Raw genomic sequence first — 25,287 nt, forward strand, 5'->3', positions numbered from 1 at the left:
ACGGAGACATTATAGATGATTGGCGGCATTTATACAAGCGGTTTTACACATGTATACAATGAACTTATGGGATAATTTTATATAGCGGGTGAGCAACTGGCAAAACGCAGCAATTGCTGGTACAATGACAATACAGACGGCAGCGGCACGAATGACGCAGTCCCTGCCGGGGAGGAATGCATGCATACTGATTTAACGGAAAAACTGTCCCATTTGCCTGATCAGCCAGGCGTTTACCTGATGAAGGACGACCAGGGAAAGATTATTTATGTCGGCAAAGCGGTGGTGCTGAAAAACCGGGTTCGCTCCTATTTTCAGTCCAGTCGCAATCATTCGCCGAAGGTGCGGTCCATGGTGGCCCGCATTGCCGACTTAGAATATATTGTAACCGCTTCCGAGATGGAGGCGCTTATTTTAGAATGCAACCTGATCAAAAAACATCGCCCTAAATATAATATCAGCTTGCGGGACGACAAAAGTTTCCCTTATATTAAGGTCACTCTGAACGAATCCTTTCCCAGAGTGTATGCCACCCGTAAGGTGGTGAAAGACGGTGCCCGCTATTTCGGTCCTTATACCAATGCGGGAGCGGTGCACGAAACGCTGAAGCTGTTAAAAAGGTTGTTTCCGCTGCGGACCTGCCGGCGGCTGGACGCGCCGCGTCCCTGTTTGCAGTACCATATCAAACGCTGCCTGGCGCCTTGCGCCGGCAAGGTGGATGAAGTTGAGTACGGCGACATGATTAAGGCAGTCTGCCTGTTTTTGGAAGGGCGCAGCGAGGATATGGTGAAAAGCCTGCGCCGGAAAATGGAGCAGGCCGCGGAAAATCTGGAATTTGAGCAGGCTGCCCGGCTGCGTGATCAATTGCAGGCGGTGGAGAAGATTACAGAAAAACAAAATATCGTAACAGGCGCCGGCGACCAGGATGCGATAGGCTTGGCCCGGTCGGCCGCCGGTATCTGCGTCCAGGTATTCTTTATCCGCAGCGGCAAAATGGTGGGGCGGGATCATTTCCTGCTCAGCGGCGGCGAGGAGGAAGAAGATGCCGATTTGTTGACGGCTTTTCTCAAGCAATATTATAGCCAGTCCACCTTTATACCCCGCGAAATTTTGCTGCCTCTGGAACTGGCCGAACAGGAACTGCTGACCGAGTGGTTGAGCGGCCTGCGGGTCGGCAAGGTATGGCTGGAGGTGCCCAAGCGAGGCACGAAGAAGGATCTGGTTCAGATGGCGGCAGGCAACGCTTTGCTGGTGCTTAACGAACAGGCGCTTAAAATTCAGGATCAGGCCGACCGCACCGAGGGCGCCGTCCGCGAATTGGGCCGCTACCTGGCGATGGACGGCCTGCCGGAGCGCATCGAATGTTTTGACATTTCTCATATTCAGGGGGCGGAAACGGTGGCGTCCATGGTCGTTTTTGAAGGCGGCCTGCCCAAGAAGGAGGACTACCGGCGGTTTAAGCTGCGTACGGTGGAGGGCAAGCCGGACGATTTCAAGTCTATGCAGGAGGTGGTGGGACGGCGCTACAGGGGCGGCAACGCTCCCATGCCCGACCTCATCATCATTGACGGCGGCAAGGGGCAGCTCAGTTCGGCCCTGGAGATTATTCGCGGCGCCGGTCTGCATGAGGTTATGGTGGTTGGCCTGGCCAAAGAGTTCGAGTATATTTTCCGGGAGGGTGACAGCGATCCGTTGATTTTGCCGCGCCACTCCCAGTCGCTCTATCTGGTGCAGCGCATCCGGGATGAAGCCCATCGCTTTGCCATCACTTATCACCGGAAATTACGGTCGAAGCGGAACATGGTGTCGGTACTTGACCACATTCCGGGAATCGGGGAGAAACGCCGCAAGGCGCTGTGGCAGGAATTCGGCAGTCTGGCTAAGATCAAACAGGCCGCGGTGGAAGAACTGGCGGCGGCACCGGGCATGACCCGGCCGGCGGCGGAAGCGGTTTATGCCTTTTTTCGCCGTGATCCGGCGGCGCCGAATGCATAGTATGATAACTCCAAATTAAGCCATACTAGTAGTGAACGGGGTTCGTCATGGTTGAGCCAAGAGCGGTGCCGGGTTTCAAAGGGAGCTCGGCATGGTTCGGCCAAAGATTGCTGTCGGGTCTGGCGGCTCGGCAGCAGTCGGCGGGAAGATCGTCAGCGGTTCCGTAAGGCTGTGCGGCAGCCCAACTGTTGTCGCGGGGTCGAAAGGGATGGCTGGCGGTCGAGTCAAGATCGTCCGGGGTGCCGGAGGGTCACCGGGACGACCGCTACAAAGGGTCTGTCGCAGTTTGGCGATTGCGGCAGGCTCGGCAGGTATTCCGGGCGGTCGGGCAAAGGCCGGTGGCAGTGGCAAAATGCTTGTGCGCGGTCGAAAGATTGCGTATAGGTGTGTAGCGATTGCCATTGACCGGCGCGCAGATCATGGCGGGCTCTTTTCGGGAAGCGGGAGACTGTTCTCCCGCTTCCCTTTTTGTCATTAGCTCTACCGATTGCCGGCTGGAGAGAAAGGCAGGACGAAAGCCACGCGGCTTCGACCGCATAGCCACCGGCAGGCGGGATACACTAGTACTGGCACCGGGCCGGCCGTAACCCGGTGGAATTGATGGTGGAAGACTCTGACGGCTGTAGGGCGCGTGGCGGCAATGCGGCGGTTTACGGAAAATGGCCGGCTCTATTCCAGGGCTTAGGCTTGTACCGTTAGCCGTTATCGGCGGCAGAATCGGTTAAGCATTGTCAAGCAGGCTGAAATAGTAGTAAAATAGAGAGGCAAAGGAAACATTAAAAAAGGGAGGTTGACTTTACCGCATTATGAATAAAGCAGGATGGATTGTACTTGTAGTCATTGCCCTGGTGGTTGTCTGGGGCGTGAGTGCTTATAATGGCCTGATCAGTTTAAATGAGCAGGTTAACGGGAAATGGAGTCAGATTGATAACCAATTGCAACGGCGGACCGATTTGATTCCCAACTTGGTAAATACGGTCAAAGGCTATGCCGCCCATGAACAGGCTGCCATTCAGGCTGTAGCTGACGCCAGGGCCAAACTGGCCGGGGCGCAGGGACCTGCTGCCAAGGCGCAGGCCGATGCCGAGGTCAATAGTGCTTTAAGCCGTCTGCTGGTTGTTGCCGAAAATTATCCGAATCTAAAGGCTGACCGGAATTTTCTCGCCCTGCAGGACGAGCTGAGCGGCACGGAGAACCGGATTGCGGTGGCCCGCAAGGACTATAACGACGCGGTGCAAGTGTACAATGTAAAAATCCGGTCGTTGCCGACCAGTATTTTTGCCGGCATCATCGGCTTTGGTCCCAAGGAATATTTCAAGGTGGAAGAAGGAGCGAAACAGGTGCCTTCGGTCCAGTTTTAGCGAGCACTGCCAACTCTGACGCACAAAGATGATGACGGGGAAAATTATCAACTTCTGTTTGCAGGTTGGTGGAGTACTAGCGCGAAAACGGAGGATTTTTATGAAAAAATGGCTGGCTTGTCTGTTGGCGGGTGCTTTGCTGGTCATCGCGGCCGTAGCCTGGGCGCAGCCACAGATACCGCCCGCTCCCGCGAACAATGTATATGTGCAGGATAACGCCGGGGTGTTGACCAGCGCCACCAAAAACCGCATTAACGAGGTCGGGAGCTATCTGCAGGAAAAGACCACGGCCAAGCTGATGGCGGTGACGGTGAAGAGCTTTGGCGATGCCGCGCCGGAGGAATATGGACTGGCTATACTGCGCCAATGGGGCGTAGGTGATAAGGAACGAAACAACGGTGTCGTTCTTGTGGTTGCCACCGAGGACCGCAAAGCCAGAATCGAAGTGGGCTATGGCCTGGAAGGGGCCCTGCCTGATGCGAAAACCGGGCGGATTCAGGATGAGTACATGCTGCCTTTTTTTCGCCAGCAGGACTATGATAAGGGAATCTTGAACGGCTATCTGGCTTTGGCCAGCGTTACGGCCGCCGAATACGGCCTGGAGCTTCCCGCTGGCAGCAAAGGAGTGGCAAAGAGCGGTGCCGTACACCAGGACTCTGCCTGGGCGGTGCTGCCCTGGTGGATGAAAGCCGTGGCGGCAGGCTTGCTGTTGCTGCTGTTTATCTTTGACTGGGTGTTTCTGGGCGGCAGCATTACCTGGCTGCTGTTGTCGCTGCTGCGGTTCCGCGGCGGCGGTGGTGGTGGCGGCTCGGGCGGTCGCGGTGGATTTGGCGGCGGCTCAGGCGGTGGCGGCGGTTCCAGCCGAAACTGGTAAGGAACGGGACGCCCTTAGATGGTAGCAGGCGCGCTGTTGTGACCGGTTTGGCCGGACACCGCGGTTTGTGCTCCTATAATAAAATTGAGAAGGGGATGTTTACGATGGCAAAATGGGTATGTACAGTATGTAATTATGTGTATGATGAAGAGGTAGGCGATCCGGACGGCGGTATTGCGCCGGGAACTCGTTTTGAAGACATTCCGGACGACTGGGTTTGCCCCCTCTGTGGCGTGGGCAAGGATCAGTTTGAACAGCAATAAATACATACGATAAAAATTGCCGCTCCAGCAGGAGCGGCAATTTTTTGTTTAATGCGTGATCTTGGACAGGTGGGGCAGCCAACCGCGGTCCAGGGCCAGCTGCAGCAGCCGGTAATCCCAGTCCAGACCGGCATCCAGTTTCTCGCGGTAGAGGAGGGCCACTTCAAGCTGGTACGACTGGTGCAAGGCCCCCAACAGTGCTGCTTGCGACGCTTTGGCGAGGGACGCCAGATAGAGGGCGATTTCCCGGTCAGTGGCTCTTGCGTCATGGGGGATGTCCAGCGGCGATTTGTGAAGCGTCCGTTTTTTAAAGCTTAATGTGGGGAGGGAGGCACCGTTTTCCTCCAGCAGCTCCTCCGACTGTTCGATTAAGTTTTCCGTGTCATACTCAAGAGCTTCTTTTATCAGCGCCTTTAACTCGGAATCCTGGGCGTGATTATACATGATTTCCAGTATGGAGATGTTGAGCCGGCCCTGGGCGACGACCCCGTACAGGCTGGCAGCTTCTAAATAGTTGAGCGGCTCCTTGTCAAAGAACATGTTGACGAGATTGCGGGTTTCTGCGTTGACTTTATCGAGCAATGACATATTCAGACCTCCCAGATAAATTTTGCCCGGCCACGGGGCGATTGCATAATGGGCTGTAATGCGGCTTTACTTATAGCATGAACCAATCGGATATTTTCATGCATGAAAGAGGATTTAAAAATCAATATGGCGAAAATTTTTATTAAATAAGTGAAACGGAGTGGAAAGACATGCAGTATGATTTACTGGAAACAGCCTGGGGCTGGATGGCGGCGGTCTGGTCGGCAAAAGGCCTGTATGAGCTGAGTTTTCCTAAGCCGGACCAGGAAGCGGCTATTATGTCGATAGATAACTGCAAAGGAGAACGGGGGGAGGAACCGCATCCCTATACCGGCCAGTTGCTGCAGGAGTTGAAGCTTTACTGGCAGGGCTTTCCCGTGGAATTTACCGTACCTGTTGACTGGAGCGGTTATACGCCGTTTCAGAAGGCTATTTTGTCGTATACGGCCACCATTCCCTATGGACAAACCCGTACCTACCGGCAGGCTGCTGAGGCGGCCGGTTCGCCTAAGGCTGTCCGGGCCGCCGGCGGCGCCCTGCATATCAACCGAACGCCTATTGTGGTTCCCTGCCACCGGGTTATCGGCAGCCATGGCGGGCTAACCGGCTTTGGCGGCGGTTTGGAACTAAAACAGGCGCTGCTTTTGCTGGAGTCGCCGGAAGAGACGCCTCTCTTCCCTGGGGGAAAATAAGCTGGTTTTCAGCCAGTCGGCAGGATATAATAAATAGAGTTGATAAACTACTGCGGTTACGAAGAAAATGAAGGAGCTGCAGTGGTTTTGCAGTTTACTCGGTTTCCGGTGGGAGGATGTCATGAGCGGTTTTTTGCTGCGGACAGTTATGAACGCATTGCTAATTTACCTTATGCTGAGCCATCTGGCCGGTATTTTTGTCGATACTCTCGGCGGGATGCTGCTGGCGGCCTTGGTATTGGGGATGGCTAATGGCTTGCTGAGAACCTTGTTGTTTCCAACCGGGCCGGTTTGGCACTGGCAAAAGCTGCTGCCGGCTACTTTCTGTTTAAATCTGGCCGGCCTGGGCTTAGTTGTCTATATTTTGCCCGGCTTTGAAATTTCCAGCTTGCCGCTGGTAGGGCTGGGGATTTTTATTCAGTCTTTATGCAGTTCGCTGCTGTCCAAAACCATTCGGGATAAAAAGCTGCAAGCCGAACGGGTGGAGCCGGCGAGGAAAGGATGATCATGATGAAAATTAAATTAGTCGCTTTGGATCTGGACGATACGCTGCTGGACTCGAAGCGGATCATTTCACCGCGGACCAGACGGGCTATACAGGATGCCGTGGCACAAGGGGTCATGGTGACAGTGGCTACCGGCCGGATGCATATTTCGGCCCTGCCGTATGCTCAGCAGTTGGGGCTGGATGTGCCGATTATTACTTATAACGGCGCGCTGATCAAGTCCAGTCTGTCCGGGGAGGTGCTGTCCAGCCGGCCGGTGCCGCGGCCGGTGATGGATGAGGTGCTGGCGCTGTTTCGCGCCAATGGCTGGTATCTTCAACTGCATATTGGCGATTCGCTGTATGTGAAGGAAAGCAATGAGCGGGTCCGCTTCTATGAGGAGACGGCCGGCGTCAAGGCCGAGGTGGTAGGCGACAAGCTGTATTCGGTGCCGGGGGAAGCCAGCAAAATGCTGACTATTGCCGAGCCGGAGACTATTCAGGCAATCCGGCGGCAACTGCTGCAGGCCGGTTTTGGCGAACGGCTGAGTATGGCCATATCCAAACCGCAATATCTGGAAATGACCTGCCTGGGCGTAAACAAGGGCTGGGCGCTGGATTTTCTGGCTAACAAGCTGCAAATCGGGCGGGATGCGGTCATGGCTGTCGGCGACTCGCAGAACGATCTGGACATGATTGAGTATGCCGGGCTGGGTGTAGCCATGGGCAATGCTTCCGATACAGTGAAAGCGGCAGCGCAGGCGGTCACGCGGGGTCATGACGAGGACGGCGTGGCCGAGGCAATTGAAAAATATGTCCTGGGCCGCTAGACGCCCTAACAATAGCTGGTACGGACCGGAAGCAAGCCGGGCAAGTACCGGCTATTTTCTTTGGGGCTTTTTCCGGAGCGATGGCGTTTTTTTGCATTTTTAGATACTTTGCCCTATAATTGTAGATAGCTTTAGGAACCACCGCTTTATTTACACTGTACATCCTGGTGAAGCTTTCCCCGCCCGGGGAAAATCTCCCGTCAGACCGGCAAGGTTATTGCATCAGCGGTTCCTTAATGTATTGGCAGGCTACGACAGACCCTGTCCTGCAGGATCTGTCTGCGATAAAAAAAGCCGCCGGTTTTCCGGAGGCTAGGTACTCTAATTTTAAATTCAGTCAGAGTGCCGGGAAGTGTTTTAAAGGAGGAGAAGCTTATGTGTCTTGTTGCAGATTTGCATATTCATACCGTAGCCAGCGGTCATGCCTACAGCACGGTGCTGGAAAACGCCAAGGCGGCGGCCGACAGGGGACTGGCGCTGATCGGTATTACCGACCACGGGCCCAATATGCCGGGCGGACCGCATGAATACCATTTTGCCAATCTTGTTGCCCTGCCGGAAGTTTTGTACGGCGTACGGGTATTAAGGGGTATTGAAGCCAATATCATCGACCAGAACGGCAGTCTGGACCTGCCGGATGAACGCTTATCCAAACTGGATGTCGTTATGGCCGGTTTCCACAGTGAAAGCTTTACGGCCGGTACGGTGGAGGAAAATACGGCTATGTTGATTAATACCATCAAAAATCCCTGGGTGGATGTCATCGTACATCCCGGCAATCCGGCGTTGCAAATTGATGCCGAAGCCGTAGTTAAGGCCGCCGTGGCGTATGATGTCGCCCTGGAGGTCAATAACAGTTCGCTGGTGCGTTCCCGCAAGGGAAGCCGCCCCTACTGCGGCAGGATCATCCAGTTGGCCAGGCAGTACGGCGCTAAAATGATTGTCGGCACCGACAGCCATTTTGCCCTGCATATCGGTGATTTTAGCGAGGCGCTCCAGCTCTTGGCTGAAAACGATGTGGCGCCTGACGCCATGTTAAATTCGTCGGTTGAAAAGCTCCTTGCCCATCTCAACCGGCGCACTAACCGCCTGAATCCGGTGACCTTTTAGGGAGAATACCGGGCGGTACGAGTCATTAGGTTTGAAAGAGGTGATAGCATGCAAGATGTCCGTTTAGTCATTATTACAGGCATGTCCGGGGCGGGTAAGACACAGGTCGTCCGCACCATGGAAGATATCGGCTATTTTTGTGTGGATAATCTGCCGCCGGCGCTCATCCCCAAGTTTGCCGAACTGTGCACTCAGTCGGCGGGCCAGGTCAATAAAGTGGCGCTGGTCGTGGATATCCGGGGCCGTGAATTTTTCGGCACCCTGATTCAGGTGCTGGAGGAAATGGAGACCCAGGGCTACGTATATGAAATTTTATTTTTAGAGGCTTCCGATGAAACCCTGATCCGCCGCTATAAGGAAAGCCGGCGGCGGCACCCCATGGCGCCGCACGGCCGCATCAGCGCCGGCATTGCCAGTGAGCGGGAGAAGGTGGAATCGGTGCGGGGCCGGGCCAATCATATTATCGACACTTCGGTGACGACGACGGCTGAACTGCGCGATAAGGTGATTTCACTGTTTGCCTGCGAGTGTGCTCAGGAACGGATGTCGATCACCGTAGTGTCCTTCGGTTTTAAGCATGGAATGCCGCTGGATGCCGATATGATGTTTGACGTGCGGTTTCTTCCCAATCCATTTTATGTGGAATCGCTGCGCAAGAAGAGCGGCACAGTGGAAATGGTGGGCGAATATATCTGGAAATGGCCGATTACACAGCAGTTTATGGAAAAGCTGTCCGCTTTGCTGGAGTTTCTGGTGCCTAACTATATCCAGGAGGGAAAAAACAATCTGGTGATTGCCATTGGCTGTACCGGCGGGATGCACCGCTCGGTATTTGTGGCCCACAAGATTTATGAAGGCCTTCGGAGCAAGGGGTATAAGGTGAATATCGAGCATCGCGATGTGCAGAAGAACGAGGTGGAGGAGCATAATGAGTCATATGCCGGGCCACCTGATAAAGATGGCTGAAGTATGCGATTAAAAGCAGAGGTGTAATGCAATTATGCATTTTTTGAAGTGGTTGTACCCCGGTATGAAATTGAAACGCTGGCTGCTGCTGTTCTCCCTGGGCGTTATTGCGGCGAGCATCGGTTTGGCCATTGTGTTTAACTATAAATATGTGGGTACGGTGGAAGAAGCCATTTTCCGGATGGTGTACCTGACGACAGGAAAATATTACTATGCCGTGACCACGATCGCCGGCATAGCGATTATTGCGCTGGGTCTGACGATTATGACTTTGGCCACGCGTCAGATTATTCACTCGGTCATCAGTGTGCTCATTCCCGACGGCCCTGACCGGCTGGTGGAAATTATCTTTCAGAAACGCAAGCTGAACAAGGGTCCGACCATTACGGTCATCGGCGGCGGCACAGGATTATCGGTACTGCTGCGCGGTATTAAAAGCGTGACCAGCAACATTACGGCTATTGTGACTGTCGCCGACGACGGCGGCTCTTCGGGGCGGCTGCGGGAGGATTTGGGGATGATTCCGCCGGGCGATTTGCGCAACTGCCTGGTAGCGCTGGCCGATACCGAACCGCTGATGGAAAAACTGTTCCAGCACCGTTTTGGCGGCGATGGCAGCCTGGCCGGACACAGTTTTGGCAATTTGTTTATCGCTGCGATGACCGAAGTACTGGGCGATGTGGAACAGGCCTTAAAGGAGTCGAGCAAGGTTCTGGCGGTGCGCGGCAAGGTGCTGCCCGCCTCGGTGCAGACCGTCCGTTTAAAAGCTGAGATGGAGGACGGCAGCATTGTGGAGGGCGAATCGCAGATTCCGCTGGCCGGCAAGAAGATCAGGCGGATATTTATCAATCCGGAGGATGCCGAACCGGTGGAGGGGGCGCTGGAGGCGCTGCGCGAGGCCGACGCCGTGCTGTTGGGGCCCGGCAGCCTCTATACCAGCGTACTGCCCAATCTCTTGGTTCATGGGATCGCCGAGGCGCTGCGTAAGACGCCGGCGGTCAAAATATATATCTGCAATGTCATGACGCAGCCGGGGGAAACCGACGGGTATTCAGCGGCCGATCATGTGCGGGCGCTGCTCGATCATGTCGGGCCCGGCGTTATTGACTATGTGGTGGTCAATTCCCAGGAGGTGGCGCCGGCCCTGCGGGAAGTTTATGCCAGCCAGGGAGCCTTTCCGGTGGTAGTCGACGCCGAGGCGATCGAAGCGATGGGGATTAAGGTGCTGAAAGCCAATATAATCAGTGAAACCAATTTGGTGCGCCATGACCCGCTGAAACTGTCGCGGGCGATTATTTCCATGGTGTATAAGCTGACCGTCAATTCGGAGCGGATGCGGCTCTTAGATTACTATCTGATCGGGGAAAATATCAAGGAGTTAAAAGATTTGGATGATTAGGCAGGTGTGACGGTAGGTGTCTTCTTTTTCTAGTGAAGTAAAAAACGAGCTGGCCCGGATCGCCGGCGAGGAAAACTGCTGCCACATTGCCGAGCTGGCTTCCCTGATGCGAATGGGCGGCACCATGCTGATCGGCGGCAACAGCAATCTGGGCATTACCTTTACGACCGAAAATGCGGCGGTGGCGCGCAAGGTGCTGACCTTGATCAAAAGCGGCTTTAAAGTTAAGACCGAGGTGACGGTTACCCGCGGCCGACGATTGAAAAAAAATAATTCCTATCTGCTTAAGGTAGTTCCGTCGCCGGTTGTGACCGAGCTCTTGGCGGCGCTGGGCATTATGCGCGGCGACAATCTCAATGTGGGCCGCGACATCGGCCTGCTGCGTAAATCCTGCTGCCGCCGGGCTTATCTGCGCGGCGCTTTTTTAGGCGGCGGCTCGGTGAACAAGCCGGAGGGCGATTACCATCTGGAACTGGTTACGGGCAATCTGGATTTCGCCAAAACGCTGGTCCGGCTGATGAAGAATTTTCATCTGCCCGTGCGCCTGACCGAACGGAAGAACGATCATATTGTCTACTTGAAGGACGGCGACGCTATCACTTCGCTGCTGCGAATTGTCGGTGCCCACAACGCTCTGCTGGACTTTGAAAATGTCCGGGTGGTAAAAGACATGCGCAACCAGGTAAACCGGCTGGTCAACTGTGAAACGGCCAATTTGCAAAAAACCGTCAATGCCGCCGTCCGGCAGGTGGAAAATATCAGGCGCATTGACCAGGCTGTCGGTCTGGCCAAACTGCCCAGAGGCTTACGCGAAATGGCCGAAGTCCGCCTGGAGCATCCTGACGCTACCCTGCAGGAGCTGGTGGCGATTATGGGCGGTCAGGTAGGCAAATCGGGCATTAATCACCGGCTTCGAAAGCTGGAAGAGATTGCTAGGGAGTGTTCGGATACTAACGGAATGGTTCATGACGAGTGATTTTTGTACCAGACGAGGCGAAATTTTGCAGAAATAGTGGTTCCTATTTCAAAGAATTTTAACGAAGTATGGTGCGAAAAGCACCGCCAGGGGGTGTTTCGGATAGTGTCCAGACACTCCCTGGAGAGTTGGAAACTGGAGGAAATCATGAAACGCACGAATAAACTGGCTATATGGGCGGCGGCGCTAGTAGTGGCAGGCCTTGTCTGGCTGCTCTATCCTGCCCAGGGGACGCTGATTCTGGAATATCATAAAATCTGTGAGGACACTTCGCCCTATGCGGTAGCGCCGGTTGAATTTGATAAGCAGCTTCAATACCTGGCCGATGAAGGTTATACGACCATATCGATGAAAGAATTTGCCGCCGCTGCAGCCGGCCAGGGAGTTTTGCCGGCTAAACCGGTGGTTATTACCTTTGACGACGGTTATGACAATAACTATACCGAGGCGTTGCCCTTGCTGGAGCGCCACGGGATGAAAGGCACTGTCTTTGTCGTCAGCGGCTATGTGGAACAGTATACGGGTTATCTGTCGTGGCCGCAAATTCTGGAGATGCAGCGGCGTGGGATAGAGATTGGCTCTCATACTGCCAACCATGTGCAACTGGATACGCTGAGTCCGGATGAGCAGCGTAAGGAGATCACCGAGTCTAAGGCGGTGTTGGAGCAGCATATCGGTCGACCGGTGGAGTTTCTCGCCTATCCCTTTGGCGGCTATACGGCAGAAACGGAAAAGCTGTTGAAAGAGGCCGGTTATATCGGCGCCTGTACGGGAGAAGCCGGTCTGAACCGGGGCGGGGACAAGCCCTATGCGCTCAAGCGGGTATACATTCCCAATTCCCGGTGGGGTCTGTGGGAATTCAAACTGCGGCTCTGGCGGGCAATAGTATTTACAAAACTGGGACTATAAAATATAGAAATTCTGATGCTTTGACTAAGTCAAAGCATTTTTTATTGGAAAAAAATAAATACTAACAGAGAAGTAAATCGTAACAATAAGAGGTGCGTCATGTCATACCGGACGGTGATGAATGATCGGAGAAAATGGGAGTGGAAACAACTTTGGCTGTTTGTGGGGTCTATGCGGCTGGGGCTAATGCTGCTGCTGCTGCTGACCGGGGCGATGGCCGCCGGTACGGCATTGCCCGCTATTTACCGAAGCGGCTGGTATAACGGACTATTGGGGCTGTTATGCCTGAATCTGGTATGCTGCAGCCTGCGCCGCTTGCCTGCCTGGCGGCGGCTGACCTGGGACGGTCCGGCGGCAGTGCCGGAGAAGCTGGAGCATATGCCGGGCAGTTACCGGGTGTCGGCCACCACTTCCCCGGCTGAGGTGGCGGAACGGTGTGAACACTTTCTGCGCCGCCAGAACATGCGGCTGAAATGTCAGACTGCCGGTCCGGTCAGACAAATTTGCGCCGATAAGGGGATTGCCGGCAGCTGGGGTATTCTGCTGGCTCATGTATCGGTGCTGCTCATTGCCTGCGGGGCGGTCTGGGGCAGTTGGTACGGCTATACCATGACCGTCAAGCTGCCGGTCGGCGGCGCTTACACCGTTACGGCCGGCCAGGAGCCTTTTGCTGTTCGGCTCCATCAATTTTCCACCGAATATTATCCGGACGGTTCGGTTTCCGACTGGATTAGCGATATCGGCATTGAAACCGGTGGCCGTGAAGTGCTCCGGCAGGCTGTGAAGGTCAATCATCCCCTGGAATATCACGGGGTCAGGCTGTACCAGTCTTCCTACGGCACAGCCATCAAAACGGTCGTGGCCGATGCCGCCGGACAGGTGGTACAACAGGCCGCCGTAGCGGAGCAGGAACTCCTTTCGCTTACCGGCAGTCCGAATATGGCCATTCTACCGGTAGGTTATGTGCCTGACAGCCGTCACTTCCGGGACCAGTTGCCAGTCATGGGGCAGGCAAAAAATCCTTATGTGCTGTATATCCTCTATAACGGAGGAGAGGCGCAGTCCTGGGGTGCGGCGGCTTTGGGGCAGCCGGTTGCGCTGGGGCCGGGGGGCGGAACGGTAACCTTTACCGGCACGGTACCATTTTCGGGAGTGCAGATTAAGCATGATCCCGGCATGTCATTGGTCTGGCTGGGCTTTGTTTTAATGACGGTCGGTTTCTTTTTGGGGCTCTATGTTCGTTATCGCTGTTTATGGCTGGCCATTGAGCCGGACCAGGGCGGTAGTTGCGTACGGTTTGGCGGGACAGGCGGGCAAGCGGAAGAACTGGGTAAAAAACTGCGTGCCATAATTATACAAGGGAGTTGAAACGATGGTTTGGTGGGAAACACAATTATTTATCCTGTCTTTTGCCGGTTATTTTTGTGCCGGCTGTTTGTACCTGGGTAACCTGATCTGCCTTAAGGCCCGGCTGGCTTACCGGGCGACACAGGTTACCGCCGCCGCCTTTTTGCTGACGACGGCGGCGCTGGTTATTCGGACGATCGAAAGCGGACATCTGCCGATGGCCAATATGTACGAGTTTGGCATGACTTTTGTCTGGGGCACGGTGCTACTGTATCTATATCTGGAGCATCGCTGTCAAAGCCGTGCACTGGGCGCTTTTGTCCTGCCGGTGGTATTTTTTTTGACCGCCTTGTTCGCTGTTTTTTATCAGGAGGGCAAACCGCTGATGCCGGCTTTAAAGAGCGGCTGGCTTACGGTGCACGTTCTGACGGCTGTCATTGCCTACGGTGCCCTGGCGCTATCCTTTGCCCTGGCGCTGATGTACCGCTGGCGCTGCCGCCTGGAGACAGACGACCAGGCCGGTGCCCTGCAGGAAATTTTGCCGACCCCGGAGACGCTGGAGCGCCTGACTAATCAGGCCATTGTTTTTGCCGTTCCTTTTCTTACCCTGCTGATTTTGACCGGCGCCGTATGGGCCGAATATGCCTGGGGTTCCTACTGGCGCTGGGACCCCAAGGAAACCTGGTCGCTGATTACCTGGTGTATCTATGCCGTATATCTTCATGGCCGGACTGTACTGGGCTGGCGGGGTAAACAGGCGATGAACTGGGCCATTGCCGGCTTTTTAGCCGTGCTGTTTACCTTTGTCGGCGTGAACCTGCTCCTGCCCGGTCTGCACAGCTATGCTTCCTAAGCACGGCCTGGGCGCTGCCTGTGCCGGTGTTATGAAAAGGAGGGGACAAGCCATTGAATTTTCAGCAATTCCTTGCCGGCGATACCATCAAACTGATTCTGTTTGGTGCGGCCGGAGCTATGGTCGCAGTAACCATTGCCGGGGCGGGCTATGCCTGGGCCGATTCACCGCAATTTTGCGGCAGTTGCCATTCGATGATCGAACCGGCGGCGACCTGGCGTCAGTCCAATCACAAACAATTCACCTGTACCGAATGCCATCTGCCCCATGACAGCCTGGCAGAAAAGCTGGTGACTAAAATGAAAACAGGCAACCGGGACGTGTATCACGAAACGCTGCGCGACTATCCGGCGGCCCTGATTCTGACGCAGGAGGGCCGGGATATTATTGACCGGAACTGTTTGCGCTGTCACAGCTCGACAGTGGAAAACACGGCTATGGGACAGGGCGGGCAGGACTGTATCAAGTGTCACCGGGCCCTGATTCATGGCCGGAATCACAGTGCGGGAGGGATGGAGCAGTGAATAAACCACAAAAGTTTCTCATTGCCTTTTTAACCACCATGGTCGTAGTTTTTGGTGCTGTGGTAATCCGGGTGTGGGCGCTGAAACCGCCGGTTGGCTTTAAGGTAGCAGCTATCCCCGCCGGTGAATATGATCCGGCCGTATGGGGGAAAAGCTATCCGCTCCAGTATAAAAGTTTTCAGAAGAATCTGGAGTCCGCTCCTTCTCCCACCGGCTATGGCGGCAGTGTTAAAGAGCAGAAGGCCGACCGGCAGCCGGAAATTTATACAAACTTCAAGGGCAATCCTTTTAGCAAGGACTATACGGAAGACCGGGGGCATCCCTATTCGCTGGAAGATCTGCGGGAATCAAAGCGCATCGGACCGACCAGCAAAGGAGCCTGCATTACCTGTAAAACACCGCAATTGGAAGTTTTTTATAATGAAATGGGCTGGTCTTACGCCAATAAGCCGCTGGAGGAGCTATTGAACCGGTCGCAGCATCCCGTTAGCTGTGCCAACTGTCATGATCCGGAAACTATGAGCCTGCGGGTTATCAATCCGGCCTTCATCGAAGCTATGGCCCGGCGCGGCTATGATGTGACCAAGGCCAGCCGGGAGGAAATGCGCAGTTTTGTCTGCGGTCAGTGCCATGCGGAATATTACTTCGCCCCCGGCTCCTCGCAGGTTATTTTCCCTTGGGATAAGGGAGTAACACCGCAGGAGATGTATCAATATTATGCGGCGAAACCCAATGGTTTTGGCCAGGATTTTTTTCAGCCCGACTCGCAGGTCCCTGTACTAAAAGCGCAGCATCCCGATTTTGAGGAATGGCAGAACGGCACTCACGGTAAGTTCGGCGTGTCCTGCGCCGACTGTCACATGCCTTATATGCGGGAAAATGGCAGAAAATACTCATCCCACTGGATAACCAGTCCGCTGAGAACTATCGAGGATTCCTGTTTTCCCTGTCATACGGAAAACCGCGATCAATTGTATAATCAGGTAAAGGCCACCCAGGACAATGTATGGCAGTTACAGCATACGGCAGGCTTGCTGGTGGCCAGGGGACATGCCGCCATTGCCAAGGCTGCGACTATGCCGGGAGTCAACCGGGAGGAGCTGGATAAGTCCCGTGAACTGTTGCGCCGGGCCCAGTGGTATTGGGACTTTCTGGCCGCCTCGAACAGCATGGGCTTTCATAATTCGGTGCAGGGCTTGAATACGCTGGGACAGTCCATTGATTTGGCCAACCAGTCCATCGATGCCGCAAATCGTGCCGCAGGCGTAAATACGTTGTAAAATTGCCGGCCAGGCTCATTAGGAGAGCCTGGCCGGCAATTTTACATAATTCAGATGGTTTGCTATAATAGTGACAATACTAGTGGTCTGTCCATTTTGAAATCATAGTTACTTCCCGGGAGCTTTTCCCGCAGCGCTTCGTTGTTGTTGGCTTTCCTATTCCGATATGTGTGCCGCCGACTTGCCTTGCGAAAAAGATTCCCGCGAGTTCTTTTACCTTTTCAAAGTAGACAGACCACTAATGCTGTACCAGCTTTGAAACTGGAAGTTGACGGCGAAGTTTTGACTGTCAGTAAATTCTGCTCACAAGGTTGGTTTCGGCACTAAGGTAAAGGGGGAGGTACATAGTGAAGAGCTTTACTAAAATAGCCCAAGTTGTGGCAATGAGTATACTGTTAACAGGTGGAGCGGCTGTGGCGTTAGCCGCCGGCCAAACAGTCAGTTTGTCGCTGGACCCGCTGGTACAGCCGGAATTGCAGGTTACCGCCTCCGGTTACGGCGGTAAGCTGCTCTTATCCGACAGTCCGGAAATGGTGCCGGCCGACGGCATTACATACCAGGATGTGGTTCAGGGTGATGCCCGTCTGTTTTTTCACCATGTTAATGACACCAAGATAGATAAACGGATCGCCGTGGTATTTAGAAATCAGGGCGATCAGCCGGCTAAAATCACCGTATATCAAAAAGGTATCAGCGGTCCCGGCTATAATTATCTGGATATCGGCAAGGCTGTGCAGACCCAGTATATGAAAGGGTTGGACATTCAGAATCTGACGGTGCCGGCTCACGGTCAGGTCAGCCTGGTGGATACGGTGGTAAAGCCTAATATGCTGTTAAACGGTATGTTTGATTTTACTTCCGACCAGCCGGTGCTGGTCAGCGTGATGATGCTGCCGAAGGATATAAGTATTAAACGCTTCCTTTCCCAGGCCAACGTGCTGCCGCCCGACCAATACCGGCTGCGGGGGACCTTTGATGGCCGGGACCGTCTGTTTATTCCCGGCAAAGTATATGATGCGGCGACTGACGGACCGGTGGTTTTGACGCTGGCCGACAATAAAATTGACCAGTATCTCTGGGGCATTGATGCCACCGACGGCTCACGGGTGCAAAATTACGGAAATTATGGCGTGGTGTATAAGCTGTTTTTGCCGTCGGAACATGCCGACAGGCTTTCGGTGTATCTCAATCCGCGGGGCGGCGAGTATGCCGGGGCGATGGGGATTAAATACCGTCAGGTAACGGAAAGCCCCGTTAATACTCCTGCTGACCGGTTGTCGATCGGCGGTCGCACCGAGGACGGCCAGGCTTCTTACGTGGGAACCTATGACGCGGGGCAGTCGCTGTGGCTGACATTCAGTCCGCCGGGCGCTTCCAATCTGCCGGTTAAACTGCTGATCATACCGGAACAGCAAACCAGTACAGCAAAATAGTTAGCTCATGGCCGGTCTGTTTGCCTGCATAGTTTATGGGGGGAGCGGGCCGGTATCATGATTATGCTTGCCTAACATTACAAAAGCGTATAAAATAAGTAAAGGAAACATATTGTTCTTTTGGAGGAGGGATTTTTACAATGGCTAAACATATTTTTACCGCGAATACAGCTTCTTTAAAAAATACCGTACATACCGGTGGCTGTGGAGAATGTCAGACTTCCTGCCAGTCCGCTTGCAAAACGTCCTGCACGGTTGGCAATCAGGTCTGCCAGAAATAATTGGCGTTCCGGTCAGTCCCTTGCCGTTACGGTAAGGGACTTATTTTTACCCGGCCGGAAGGAAATAAAATCTCGCTGGTAGGGCTTACCAGTACTGGCGGGGAAAGGTGAAATAATGGAACATAATCAATTAATTCATAAATTTTATATCAATGGTGTGTATGTGCTGCTGGATATCAACAGCGGGGCCGTGCATATCGTTGATGAAGCGGTGTATCATATTTTGGATGTGTTTACCGGCGATAACGATGAAGCGGTAATAGCTGCCTATGCGCTCACTTATGGTGTAGAAGCAGTGAGGGAAATCCTGGGTGAATTGCATGAGTTGATCGAACAGGGGCTGTTATTTTCCTCTGAACTGGAGGTACCGCCAACCTTTAGTGAAAAACCGATTGTTAAATCATTGTGCCTTCATGTGGCCCATGACTGCAACCTGCGCTGTACTTACTGTTTTGCCGGCACCGGCGATTTTGGCCACGGCCGCAGTCTGATGCCCAAGGAAATCGGTGAGCGGGCGGTAGACTTTATCATTGAGCACAGCGGGCCGCGCCGTCATTGTGAAATCGACTTTTTTGGCGGTGAGCCGCTGCTGAATATGGAAACGGTCAGGCATGTAGTGGACTATGTCCGCCGCCGCGAACAAGAGACCGGCAAGATTTTCAAGCTTACACTGACTACAAACGGAGTACTCTTGCGGGATGAAATCATCCGGTACCTGAACGACAATAATATCAGCCTGGTGCTGAGTCTGGACGGACGGCGTGAGGTACACGACAGGATGCGACCTTTTGCCGGCGGACAGGGAAGCTTTGAGCCGGTGCTTAACAATGTTCGCCGGGCGATTGAATCCCGCCACGGGGAAAACTATTTCCTGCGGGGAACCTTTACGGCCAATAATCTGGACTTCGCCGCCGATGTGCTGGCTATGGCCGACATGGGCTTTGACCAGTTGTCGGTCGAACCGGTGGTCGGCAAGGATGTCGATTACGCGTTGACCGAGGAGCATCTGCCGGTGCTGTTTGAACAGTATGAACTGCTCGCGGAGGAATATATCCGCCGTATGTTGGACGGTAAGGGTTTTAACTTCTTTCACTTCAACATGGATATCCACCATGGCCCCTGTGTGGCCAAACGGCTCTCCGGCTGCGGCGCCGGTCACGAATACTTCGCGGTAACTCCCGACGGTGATTTGTACCCCTGCCATCAGTTTGTTGGCCGGGAGGATTACCTGCTGGGCAACGTATTTGACGGCGTGCAGAACAAGGAACTGCCGGACCAGTTCCGCCAGATGCATGTGCTGAACAAAGAAGCCTGCCGCAATTGCTGGGCCAGATTTTACTGCAGTGGCGGCTGCCATGCCAATGCGCAGTTGTTTCATGACCGGATTGACCAGCCTTATGAACTGGGCTGCGAGCTGCAAAAAAAACGGGTTGAGTGCGCATTGATGATTCAGGCCAGGCTGGCTATGCTTAAGCGATTTGACGTATAGCCTTTGTCGTATTACAATACAGGGTGTCACCACCTGGAGGGGGTGTATTTAAACTACCGTCAGGGACATTACGGGCAGCTTAAAACATCCCCTGGGTAAGCACTGATTAAGTAAGCCTGTCGGCTTGGCGAGAGATTTTCCCGTCTGGCAAAAAACAAAACTGCAGGAATAGTGCCGCTATTTCAAGGTTTTGCCATCCCAGTCAGACGGAAAAAGATCCGTTAAGACGCGCAGTGTGAATTAATCAGTGGTTACCAGGCAGGAGGGGCGGATTTTCCGCCCCTTTGTTGCGTGGACGGTATAAATCGGCATTTTCCACGGCAGGTAAAACACCTGGCGTTGTCGAAACAGAATAAGCAGGTAAAGGGGGGGGAGGATATGCACTTAGATTTTGGACTTAAACTGGAGCAGAGCCAGAAGTTAATTATGACGCCCCAATTAAGGCAAGCGATAGAGATTTTGCAGCTTTCCTCGCAGGATTTATCCACTATGGTTGAGCAGGCCATCCTGGAAAACCCCATGTTAGAAACGGAGGCCCGTTCGCCGGCGGAACAGGAGCTGGAGGACTATGGACAGACCGAGAAAAACTCCGATACGGATACCACCTTGAGCGACTATTTCGACTGGGCGGAGTTTTTTAATGACGGTACCGATCCGGGCTATAGTTCACCGGGGACAAAGGAAAAACCATCGCTCGAATTCTTTGTGGCCAATACCGTTTCGTTGCAGGAGCATTTGGAACTGCAGCTTCATCTGTCACTGCGCCGTCTGGAGTTATTGGCGGTGGGAAGATATTTGATCGGCTGCATTGACAGCAACGGCTATTTAAGCTGCACTATAAAGGAAGCCGCTCAGGCCACCGGCATGAAACCGCCCATTGTGGAGCAGGTGCTGGCATTAGTTCAGAGTTTTGATCCCCCCGGCATCGGAGCGCGCGATTTGCGGGAGTGTCTGACTATTCAGCTGGAACAGCGGAATATTAATTATAGTTTTCAAAATATTGCAACGCCGGACAATAGCCACTTAATACGCCGGATTATTGAAGACCATCTCGACGAGGTGGCAGCCGGCAAGTTTAAGCTGATTGCCGAAAAGACCGGTTCCACCGTGCAGGCAGTGCAGCAGGCCGTTGACATCATCCGTTCGTTCGATCCCAAGCCGGGACGGGCCTTTGGCGGCGCGCCGGCCAGCTATATCGTGCCTGACGTGACGGTGGAGAAGGTGAACGGTGAATATGTCATTTTACTGAACGACGATCTGCCTCATTTGACCATCAGTCCGTATTACCGCCGGGCGGTGCGGGACGCTGACGATACGACCAAGAAGTTCGTCGAGAACCGGGTCAATGCGGCGGTGTGGCTGATTAAGAGCATTGAGCAGCGCCGCAGCACTTTGCTGCGTGTTATGGAAGCGATCATTCATTTTCAACGGGACTTTTTTGACCAGGGACCACAGGAATTAAAGACCTTAACGATGAAAAAGGTGGCCGACCGGCTGGAAATCCATGAGTCTACCGTAAGCCGGGCCACAGCCAACAAATACGTAGATACGCCGTACGGTGTGTTCAGTCTCCGGTCCTTTTTTACCGCCGGTGTGCAAGGTTCGGACGGCGATGATGTGGCCTCGGCCAATGTGAAACGGGAAATCAAGGAACTGATTGGCAAGGAGGACGCGACGCGGCCGCTAAGTGACCAAGCTCTGGCAGATATATTGAAGGAGAAGGGGATTACCGTATCGCGCCGCACGGTAGCCAAATACCGGGAAGAAATGAATATTGCAGCCTCCAGCAAGCGCAAGCGTTACTAAACGTTGTGATGCTGCTGGCGGTTGAAGAAAACATGGCCTTATCCATAATTAAGTGTCCCGCTAAAGCGGTTTTTGCCTGGCTGAGTCAGCAAAACCATGCAAGAGTGTGACTATTCCTGCGGTTTCGGCTACTTGCCAGGTAAAAAATTTTTTTATCGTGCCGATAGATTGAGTAAATCAGTGGTCCTGAAAGAAAAACCGGCGATAACAGACGGTAGTCTGGGCGCCGGTTTTTTCTGTCTATGGCGTCGGTTCGAATTTTTATAAAAATTTTAGAAATTTTTTATAACGATTTTATTTTATCCCGTTATAATCACTTTGTAATACTAAGTTTGTTTGTAAAATACCGAAACTCCCCCGGACGGCGCTTTGGGGCCAAACTTCAAATCCTTTGAAAATAGGGCCGCTGTTTTATGGGTCGTTTAGTGGAAAAAAGCCGTGGCTTTGCGGGCGGAAAGAAAAATCTTGACAAGGGCTGACAAATAGTGCTACATTAAAACAAACGTTTGTTTTAATGTTGTGAACTATAAGGAGTAGATTTGATGCGAAGCGAATGCAAAGGTAAATTGATTGAAATAGCTACGCCGCTGTTTGCCACCAAGGGCTTTGCCGGGGTTTCCGTCCGCGACGTAACCGATGCGGCGGCAATGAACGTGTCGGCCGTTTCCTATCATTTTAACGGTAAGGGCGGCCTGTATCAGGCGGTGCTGGAGGAACAGTTTGTTCCCATCCGGCAGGCTCTTAACTCGGCGCAGAGCGAGGAACTGACTTCGCCGATCGAGCGGCTCAGTTTTTATGCCGAGCAGGTCTTTCACATCCACGCTGCACGGCCGTTTTTGGTCCGGTTTATGATGGCTGAAGTAAATAATCCGACTGATTATGGCAGAGAGGTAATTGAAAAACATCTTTCCCAGGTGTACCGGTTTGTGCTGGCTGCGCTGCAGGAGGGAATCGATGGTGGCAGCTTGCGGTCGGAAGTGGATATTACCTATGCTGCTATAGCGTTTGTGGGCATTTTGAATTTCTACTTTATTAGCAAGCCCCTGGTCAGTAAGCTGACTCCCTTGCCATCCGGGATCAACAGCGAGTACGCCAAACAAGCCCTGCAGATTTATCTGTACGGCATTGCTCACAACCGGCCGGAATCCGTGCCGGCTGCCGTGAGTCGTTAATTTGATAGATAAAGGTGAAGTGTATATGAAAATAAGTGCTAAAATGGTAAAAGTTTGCATTGTACTATTGATTTTGCTTGGCGGAGTAGGGACTTATTATTATTTGCAGCGCGGTGAAGTTTCCACCGACAACGCTACCATTGAGGGGCGAACGGTGGTGCTTAGTCCGAAGGTGCAGGGCTATGTGAAAGCGCTCCATATGACGGATAACCAACTGGTTAAAGCCGGTGATGTGTTGCTGGAAATTGATCCCACCGACTATATCATTAAACGGGATCGCGCCAAGGCAGCACTGGCCGCAGCGCAGGCGGCAGCCAGTGCGTCCCGCAGTCAGTTGGCAACGACGTCCATATCGGCGCCATCCTCCATCGAAGGTGCCCAGGCGCAGGTCGCTTCGGCCCAAGCCGTCTGGGATAAAGCTTACAGCGATCGCGGGCGGATGGAAGCGCTGTTTAACAGCGGCGCCTGCTCGCGGCAGCAGCTTGACGCCGCCGTAGAAACGGAAAAGGCCGCCCGCTCGGCTCTGGACAAAGCTCAGGCCGATCTTCGTTCGGCCAGCACGGCTCCCAATGTGATTGATGCTGCTAAGCAAACCAGTGAGCAGCTTCAGGCACAGGTAAAACAGGCTGAAGTCGATTTGGCCCAGGCTGAAAGCGATTTGGCCAATACGAAGATTATCGCGCCCATTGACGGACGCATTACCAAACGCAGTGTGGAACTGGGTAACTATGTCCAGGCCGGACAGCAGCTTTCTTCTTTGGTTGGGACTGAGCTGTGGGTGGTGGCTAACTATAAGGAAACCCAGCTCGAACACATGGTGCCGGGCCAAAAGGTGGATATCCGGATTGATGCTTTCCCCGATGTAAAGCTGACCGGGACAGTGGACAGCCTGCAGGCCGGAACAGGCGCCCATTTCTCCTTGTTCCCGGCGGAAAATGCCACAGGCAACTTTGTTAAAATCGTGCAGCGGGTTCCGGTGAAAATTACCTTTGACAATCCGCCGGACGAGGCGCTACACCTGGGACCGGGTATGTCGGTCATCCCCACCGTGCACACGGAAGGCGCAGGCCCTCAGCATGGCTGAACCGTCAGTAAAACAACACCATCCGCTGCTGGTGTCCATGGCGGTCAGTCTGGCGGCCTTCATGGAGGTTCTGGATACCACCATCGCCAATGTGGCCTTGTCGCAGATTGCTGGTTCCATTGGCGCCAGTTCGGATGAAAGCACCTGGGTGCTCACGTCTTATCTGGTGGCCAACGGTATTGTTTTGCCTCTTTCCGGCTGGTTGTCTGATCTGATGGGGCGTAAGAACTTTTTTCTTGTCTGTATTCTGGGCTTTACCTTGACTTCATTTTTATGCGGCATCGCTTCGTCCTTGCCGATGCTGATTGTTTTCCGCCTGTTGCAGGGCCTGGCCGGGGGTGGCTTGCAGCCGACCCAGCAAGCAATTATTAAGGACAGCTTCCCGCCGGAGAAACTGGGTATGGCCTTTGCCATTACCGGAATTACCACCGTGCTGGCGCCTATCTTGGGACCGACGCTGGGCGGCTACATTACCGACAATTTTAACTGGCGCTGGATTTTCTTTATGAATGTGCCTGTCGGTCTGTTGGCGGTGTCTCTTGTTAAGCTGCTGGTAGTCGATCCACCCAGTGCCCGCCGGAAAAAAGTGGGATCAATTGATTACATTGGTCTCAGTCTGGTTGCTTTGGGACTTGGTGCGTTGCAGATCGTGCTGGACAAGGGACAACAGGAAGACTGGTTTGACAGCTCGTTCATTATCATTTTTGCCTGCATTACCGTTGTTGCCTTGATTTTGGCCGTCTTCTGGCTGCTGCAGCAGAAGAAACCGATTGTCGATTTAAGACTGTTTTCCCTTCGAAGCTTTTCCATGCCCTGTTTAATGATCTTTTTTGTCGGGTTTGCGCTCTATTCTTCGTCGACCTTGCTGCCTATGCTGCTGCAGAGCAATTTTGGCTACAACGCCACTTTGTCCGGCATGGTTATTTCGCCCAGCGGTATTGCCGTCCTGTGCATGATGCCCTTTGCCGGCCGGCTGGTGAACAAGATAAAGGCCCGCTATTTGGTTTCCTTCGGCATGCTGACAACGGCGGCCGGCTTGTGGGCCACCAGTTTGCTTACGCCGCAGACCGATTATACCACTTTCGTTGCCGTCCGTATTTTACAAATGGTCGGGCTGCCGTTTCTCTTCGTGCCGGCCAGCACGCTGGCCTTTTCTCAAATTCCGCCGGAGAAAAGCAGTAATGCCTCGGCCATTGTCTCTCTGATGCGCAATCTGGGCGGCAGTATCGGCATTTCGCTGGTGACAAGCATGCTGGCCCACCGGCAGCAAATCGAGCAGTCCAATTTGGTGCAGCATTTGACCAGTGCCGATCCGGCCTATGTGCAGTCGTTGGCCTCTTATACCCGAACGGTCGAGAATCTTGGCGTGCCTGCTTCGCAAGCATCCAGTTCGGCCATGGGGCAGATTTATCAGCAGCTTCTGCATCAGGCCAGTATTCTGGCGTATCGTGACGTGTACCAAATCATTGTGGCTGTGCTGGTGGTGTTGGCCGTTATCGCGCTATTCATGCCGGACACGCAGTCCCGAAAAAAAGCGCCTGCCGTGGAAACGCATTGACACGAGTCTGGCA

General features: G+C 53.6%; 25 protein-coding genes. 24 read left to right on the forward strand and 1 reads right to left on the reverse strand.

The genetic code is table 11. The annotated features are described in order from the left end of the window. Nucleotides 1–180: 180 nt before the first annotated feature. The 5 genes from uvrC to rd all read left to right on the forward strand — a co-directional run bounded on the left by uvrC (nucleotide 181) and on the right by rd (nucleotide 4,493). Nucleotides 181–1,995, forward strand: a complete 1,815-nt coding sequence (uvrC, locus tag F3H20_RS07270; protein ID WP_149734284.1) for an excinuclease ABC subunit UvrC — start codon at nucleotides 181–183, stop codon at nucleotides 1,993–1,995. A gap of 91 nt (nucleotides 1,996–2,086) precedes the next feature. Further along, nucleotides 2,087–2,473 (forward strand): hypothetical protein, encoded by a 387-nt coding sequence (locus tag F3H20_RS07275; RefSeq protein ID WP_223191666.1) that lies wholly within the window; start codon nucleotides 2,087–2,089, stop codon nucleotides 2,471–2,473. A gap of 328 nt (nucleotides 2,474–2,801) precedes the next feature. Next, on the forward strand, nucleotides 2,802–3,356 hold the full coding sequence (locus F3H20_RS07280; protein ID WP_091744369.1) for a LemA family protein: 555 nt from the start codon (nucleotides 2,802–2,804) through the stop codon (nucleotides 3,354–3,356). 100 nt (nucleotides 3,357–3,456) lie between these two features. Beyond that, the gene (locus F3H20_RS07285) at nucleotides 3,457–4,230 is read left to right on the forward strand and encodes a TPM domain-containing protein (protein ID WP_149734285.1); all 774 of its coding nucleotides are present in this window, start codon (nucleotides 3,457–3,459) and stop codon (nucleotides 4,228–4,230) included. A 104-nt stretch (nucleotides 4,231–4,334) separates the two neighbouring features. Further along, a complete protein-coding gene (rd, locus tag F3H20_RS07290; RefSeq protein ID WP_091744365.1) occupies nucleotides 4,335–4,493 on the forward strand; it encodes a rubredoxin in 159 nt (52 codons plus the stop codon). A 48-nt stretch (nucleotides 4,494–4,541) separates the two neighbouring features. Here rd and F3H20_RS07295 read toward each other — a convergent pair whose 3' ends face one another. Next, complete coding sequence (locus F3H20_RS07295) at nucleotides 4,542–5,081, reverse strand: DUF3231 family protein (protein WP_149734286.1); 540 nt, start codon at nucleotides 5,079–5,081, stop codon at nucleotides 4,542–4,544. 170 nt (nucleotides 5,082–5,251) lie between these two features. Between F3H20_RS07295 and F3H20_RS07300 the strand changes: the two genes are divergently transcribed. From F3H20_RS07300 to F3H20_RS07390, 19 genes are all read left to right on the forward strand, one after another. Then, the gene (locus tag F3H20_RS07300; protein ID WP_149734287.1) at nucleotides 5,252–5,773 is read left to right on the forward strand and encodes a methylated-DNA--[protein]-cysteine S-methyltransferase; all 522 of its coding nucleotides are present in this window, start codon (nucleotides 5,252–5,254) and stop codon (nucleotides 5,771–5,773) included. 121 nt (nucleotides 5,774–5,894) lie between these two features. Then, nucleotides 5,895–6,278, forward strand: coding sequence for a phage holin family protein (locus tag F3H20_RS07305; RefSeq protein WP_188128230.1), 384 nt, complete (start codon nucleotides 5,895–5,897; stop codon nucleotides 6,276–6,278). Between the two features lie 2 nt (nucleotides 6,279–6,280). Beyond that, nucleotides 6,281–7,087, forward strand: coding sequence for a Cof-type HAD-IIB family hydrolase (locus F3H20_RS07310; RefSeq protein WP_223191667.1), 807 nt, complete (start codon nucleotides 6,281–6,283; stop codon nucleotides 7,085–7,087). A 375-nt stretch (nucleotides 7,088–7,462) separates the two neighbouring features. After that, complete coding sequence (locus tag F3H20_RS07315; RefSeq protein ID WP_149734289.1) at nucleotides 7,463–8,197, forward strand: phosphatase; 735 nt, start codon at nucleotides 7,463–7,465, stop codon at nucleotides 8,195–8,197. A 48-nt stretch (nucleotides 8,198–8,245) separates the two neighbouring features. Continuing rightward, nucleotides 8,246–9,163 carry an RNase adapter RapZ gene (gene rapZ / locus F3H20_RS07320; protein WP_149734290.1) on the forward strand — a complete coding sequence of 306 codons (918 nt, stop codon included), beginning with the start codon at nucleotides 8,246–8,248 and terminating at the stop codon, nucleotides 9,161–9,163. 34 nt (nucleotides 9,164–9,197) lie between these two features. Beyond that, entirely contained in the window at nucleotides 9,198–10,562 is a 1,365-nt protein-coding gene (locus F3H20_RS07325) for a gluconeogenesis factor YvcK family protein (RefSeq protein WP_091744353.1), read from the forward strand. A gap of 16 nt (nucleotides 10,563–10,578) precedes the next feature. Next, nucleotides 10,579–11,538, forward strand: coding sequence for a DNA-binding protein WhiA (gene whiA / locus F3H20_RS07330; protein WP_149734291.1), 960 nt, complete (start codon nucleotides 10,579–10,581; stop codon nucleotides 11,536–11,538). Nucleotides 11,539–11,685: 147 nt separating this feature from the next. Then, nucleotides 11,686–12,447, forward strand: a complete 762-nt coding sequence (locus F3H20_RS07335) for a polysaccharide deacetylase family protein (RefSeq protein ID WP_149734292.1) — start codon at nucleotides 11,686–11,688, stop codon at nucleotides 12,445–12,447. Between the two features lie 99 nt (nucleotides 12,448–12,546). Beyond that, the gene (locus F3H20_RS07340) at nucleotides 12,547–13,815 is read left to right on the forward strand and encodes a cytochrome c biogenesis protein ResB (protein WP_149734293.1); all 1,269 of its coding nucleotides are present in this window, start codon (nucleotides 12,547–12,549) and stop codon (nucleotides 13,813–13,815) included. 4 nt (nucleotides 13,816–13,819) lie between these two features. Then, nucleotides 13,820–14,647 (forward strand): c-type cytochrome biogenesis protein CcsB, encoded by an 828-nt coding sequence (ccsB, locus tag F3H20_RS07345; RefSeq protein ID WP_149734294.1) that lies wholly within the window; start codon nucleotides 13,820–13,822, stop codon nucleotides 14,645–14,647. Nucleotides 14,648–14,700: 53 nt separating this feature from the next. After that, nucleotides 14,701–15,171: a cytochrome c3 family protein gene (locus tag F3H20_RS07350; protein ID WP_149734295.1), complete on the forward strand. Its 471-nt coding sequence runs from the start codon at nucleotides 14,701–14,703 to the stop codon at nucleotides 15,169–15,171. After that, a complete protein-coding gene (locus F3H20_RS07355) occupies nucleotides 15,168–16,451 on the forward strand; it encodes an ammonia-forming cytochrome c nitrite reductase subunit c552 (RefSeq protein ID WP_149734296.1) in 1,284 nt (427 codons plus the stop codon). The genes F3H20_RS07350 and F3H20_RS07355 overlap by 4 nt, the downstream gene beginning before the upstream one ends. 347 nt (nucleotides 16,452–16,798) lie before the next feature. Next, a complete protein-coding gene (locus F3H20_RS07360; RefSeq protein WP_149734297.1) occupies nucleotides 16,799–17,884 on the forward strand; it encodes a copper amine oxidase in 1,086 nt (361 codons plus the stop codon). Nucleotides 17,885–18,024: 140 nt separating this feature from the next. Then, nucleotides 18,025–18,165, forward strand: a complete 141-nt coding sequence (gene scfA / locus F3H20_RS07365) for a six-cysteine ranthipeptide SCIFF (protein ID WP_091744339.1) — start codon at nucleotides 18,025–18,027, stop codon at nucleotides 18,163–18,165. Between the two features lie 115 nt (nucleotides 18,166–18,280). After that, on the forward strand, nucleotides 18,281–19,654 hold the full coding sequence (gene scfB, locus F3H20_RS07370) for a thioether cross-link-forming SCIFF peptide maturase (RefSeq protein WP_149734298.1): 1,374 nt from the start codon (nucleotides 18,281–18,283) through the stop codon (nucleotides 19,652–19,654). Between the two features lie 378 nt (nucleotides 19,655–20,032). Continuing rightward, a complete protein-coding gene (gene rpoN, locus F3H20_RS07375) occupies nucleotides 20,033–21,460 on the forward strand; it encodes an RNA polymerase factor sigma-54 (protein WP_149734299.1) in 1,428 nt (475 codons plus the stop codon). Nucleotides 21,461–22,002: 542 nt separating this feature from the next. Beyond that, on the forward strand, nucleotides 22,003–22,632 hold the full coding sequence (locus F3H20_RS07380; RefSeq protein ID WP_149734300.1) for a TetR/AcrR family transcriptional regulator: 630 nt from the start codon (nucleotides 22,003–22,005) through the stop codon (nucleotides 22,630–22,632). A gap of 25 nt (nucleotides 22,633–22,657) precedes the next feature. After that, nucleotides 22,658–23,716: an HlyD family secretion protein gene (locus F3H20_RS07385; RefSeq protein ID WP_149734301.1), complete on the forward strand. Its 1,059-nt coding sequence runs from the start codon at nucleotides 22,658–22,660 to the stop codon at nucleotides 23,714–23,716. Beyond that, entirely contained in the window at nucleotides 23,709–25,274 is a 1,566-nt protein-coding gene (locus tag F3H20_RS07390; RefSeq protein ID WP_149734302.1) for a DHA2 family efflux MFS transporter permease subunit, read from the forward strand. Before F3H20_RS07385 ends, F3H20_RS07390 begins: the two co-directional genes overlap by 8 nt. Nucleotides 25,275–25,287: the final 13 nt, after the last annotated feature.

It is taken from the genome of Propionispora hippei DSM 15287 (assembly GCF_900141835.1).
In the GTDB taxonomy this organism is placed as follows: domain Bacteria; phylum Bacillota; class Negativicutes; order Propionisporales; family Propionisporaceae; genus Propionispora; species Propionispora hippei.

What these genes read in the sequence shown, in the direction of transcription:
- uvrC (WP_149734284.1), top strand. Translation starts at nt 181, where the DNA reads ATGCATACTGATTTAACGGAAAAACTGTCCCATTTGCCTGATCAGCCA.
- F3H20_RS07275 (WP_223191666.1), top strand. Translation starts at nt 2,087, where the DNA reads ATGGTTCGGCCAAAGATTGCTGTCGGGTCTGGCGGCTCGGCAGCAGTC.
- F3H20_RS07280 (WP_091744369.1), top strand. Translation starts at nt 2,802, where the DNA reads ATGAATAAAGCAGGATGGATTGTACTTGTAGTCATTGCCCTGGTGGTT.
- F3H20_RS07285 (WP_149734285.1), top strand. Translation starts at nt 3,457, where the DNA reads ATGAAAAAATGGCTGGCTTGTCTGTTGGCGGGTGCTTTGCTGGTCATC.
- rd (WP_091744365.1), top strand. Translation starts at nt 4,335, where the DNA reads ATGGCAAAATGGGTATGTACAGTATGTAATTATGTGTATGATGAAGAG.
- F3H20_RS07295 (WP_149734286.1), bottom strand. Translation starts at nt 5,081, where the DNA reads ATGTCATTGCTCGATAAAGTCAACGCAGAAACCCGCAATCTCGTCAAC.
- F3H20_RS07300 (WP_149734287.1), top strand. Translation starts at nt 5,252, where the DNA reads ATGCAGTATGATTTACTGGAAACAGCCTGGGGCTGGATGGCGGCGGTC.
- F3H20_RS07305 (WP_188128230.1), top strand. Translation starts at nt 5,895, where the DNA reads ATGAGCGGTTTTTTGCTGCGGACAGTTATGAACGCATTGCTAATTTAC.
- F3H20_RS07310 (WP_223191667.1), top strand. Translation starts at nt 6,281, where the DNA reads ATGATGAAAATTAAATTAGTCGCTTTGGATCTGGACGATACGCTGCTG.
- F3H20_RS07315 (WP_149734289.1), top strand. Translation starts at nt 7,463, where the DNA reads ATGTGTCTTGTTGCAGATTTGCATATTCATACCGTAGCCAGCGGTCAT.
- rapZ (WP_149734290.1), top strand. Translation starts at nt 8,246, where the DNA reads ATGCAAGATGTCCGTTTAGTCATTATTACAGGCATGTCCGGGGCGGGT.
- F3H20_RS07325 (WP_091744353.1), top strand. Translation starts at nt 9,198, where the DNA reads ATGCATTTTTTGAAGTGGTTGTACCCCGGTATGAAATTGAAACGCTGG.
- F3H20_RS07335 (WP_149734292.1), top strand. Translation starts at nt 11,686, where the DNA reads ATGAAACGCACGAATAAACTGGCTATATGGGCGGCGGCGCTAGTAGTG.
- F3H20_RS07340 (WP_149734293.1), top strand. Translation starts at nt 12,547, where the DNA reads ATGTCATACCGGACGGTGATGAATGATCGGAGAAAATGGGAGTGGAAA.
- ccsB (WP_149734294.1), top strand. Translation starts at nt 13,820, where the DNA reads ATGGTTTGGTGGGAAACACAATTATTTATCCTGTCTTTTGCCGGTTAT.
- scfA (WP_091744339.1), top strand. Translation starts at nt 18,025, where the DNA reads ATGGCTAAACATATTTTTACCGCGAATACAGCTTCTTTAAAAAATACC.
- scfB (WP_149734298.1), top strand. Translation starts at nt 18,281, where the DNA reads ATGGAACATAATCAATTAATTCATAAATTTTATATCAATGGTGTGTAT.
- rpoN (WP_149734299.1), top strand. Translation starts at nt 20,033, where the DNA reads ATGCACTTAGATTTTGGACTTAAACTGGAGCAGAGCCAGAAGTTAATT.
- F3H20_RS07380 (WP_149734300.1), top strand. Translation starts at nt 22,003, where the DNA reads ATGCGAAGCGAATGCAAAGGTAAATTGATTGAAATAGCTACGCCGCTG.
- F3H20_RS07385 (WP_149734301.1), top strand. Translation starts at nt 22,658, where the DNA reads ATGAAAATAAGTGCTAAAATGGTAAAAGTTTGCATTGTACTATTGATT.
- F3H20_RS07390 (WP_149734302.1), top strand. Translation starts at nt 23,709, where the DNA reads ATGGCTGAACCGTCAGTAAAACAACACCATCCGCTGCTGGTGTCCATG.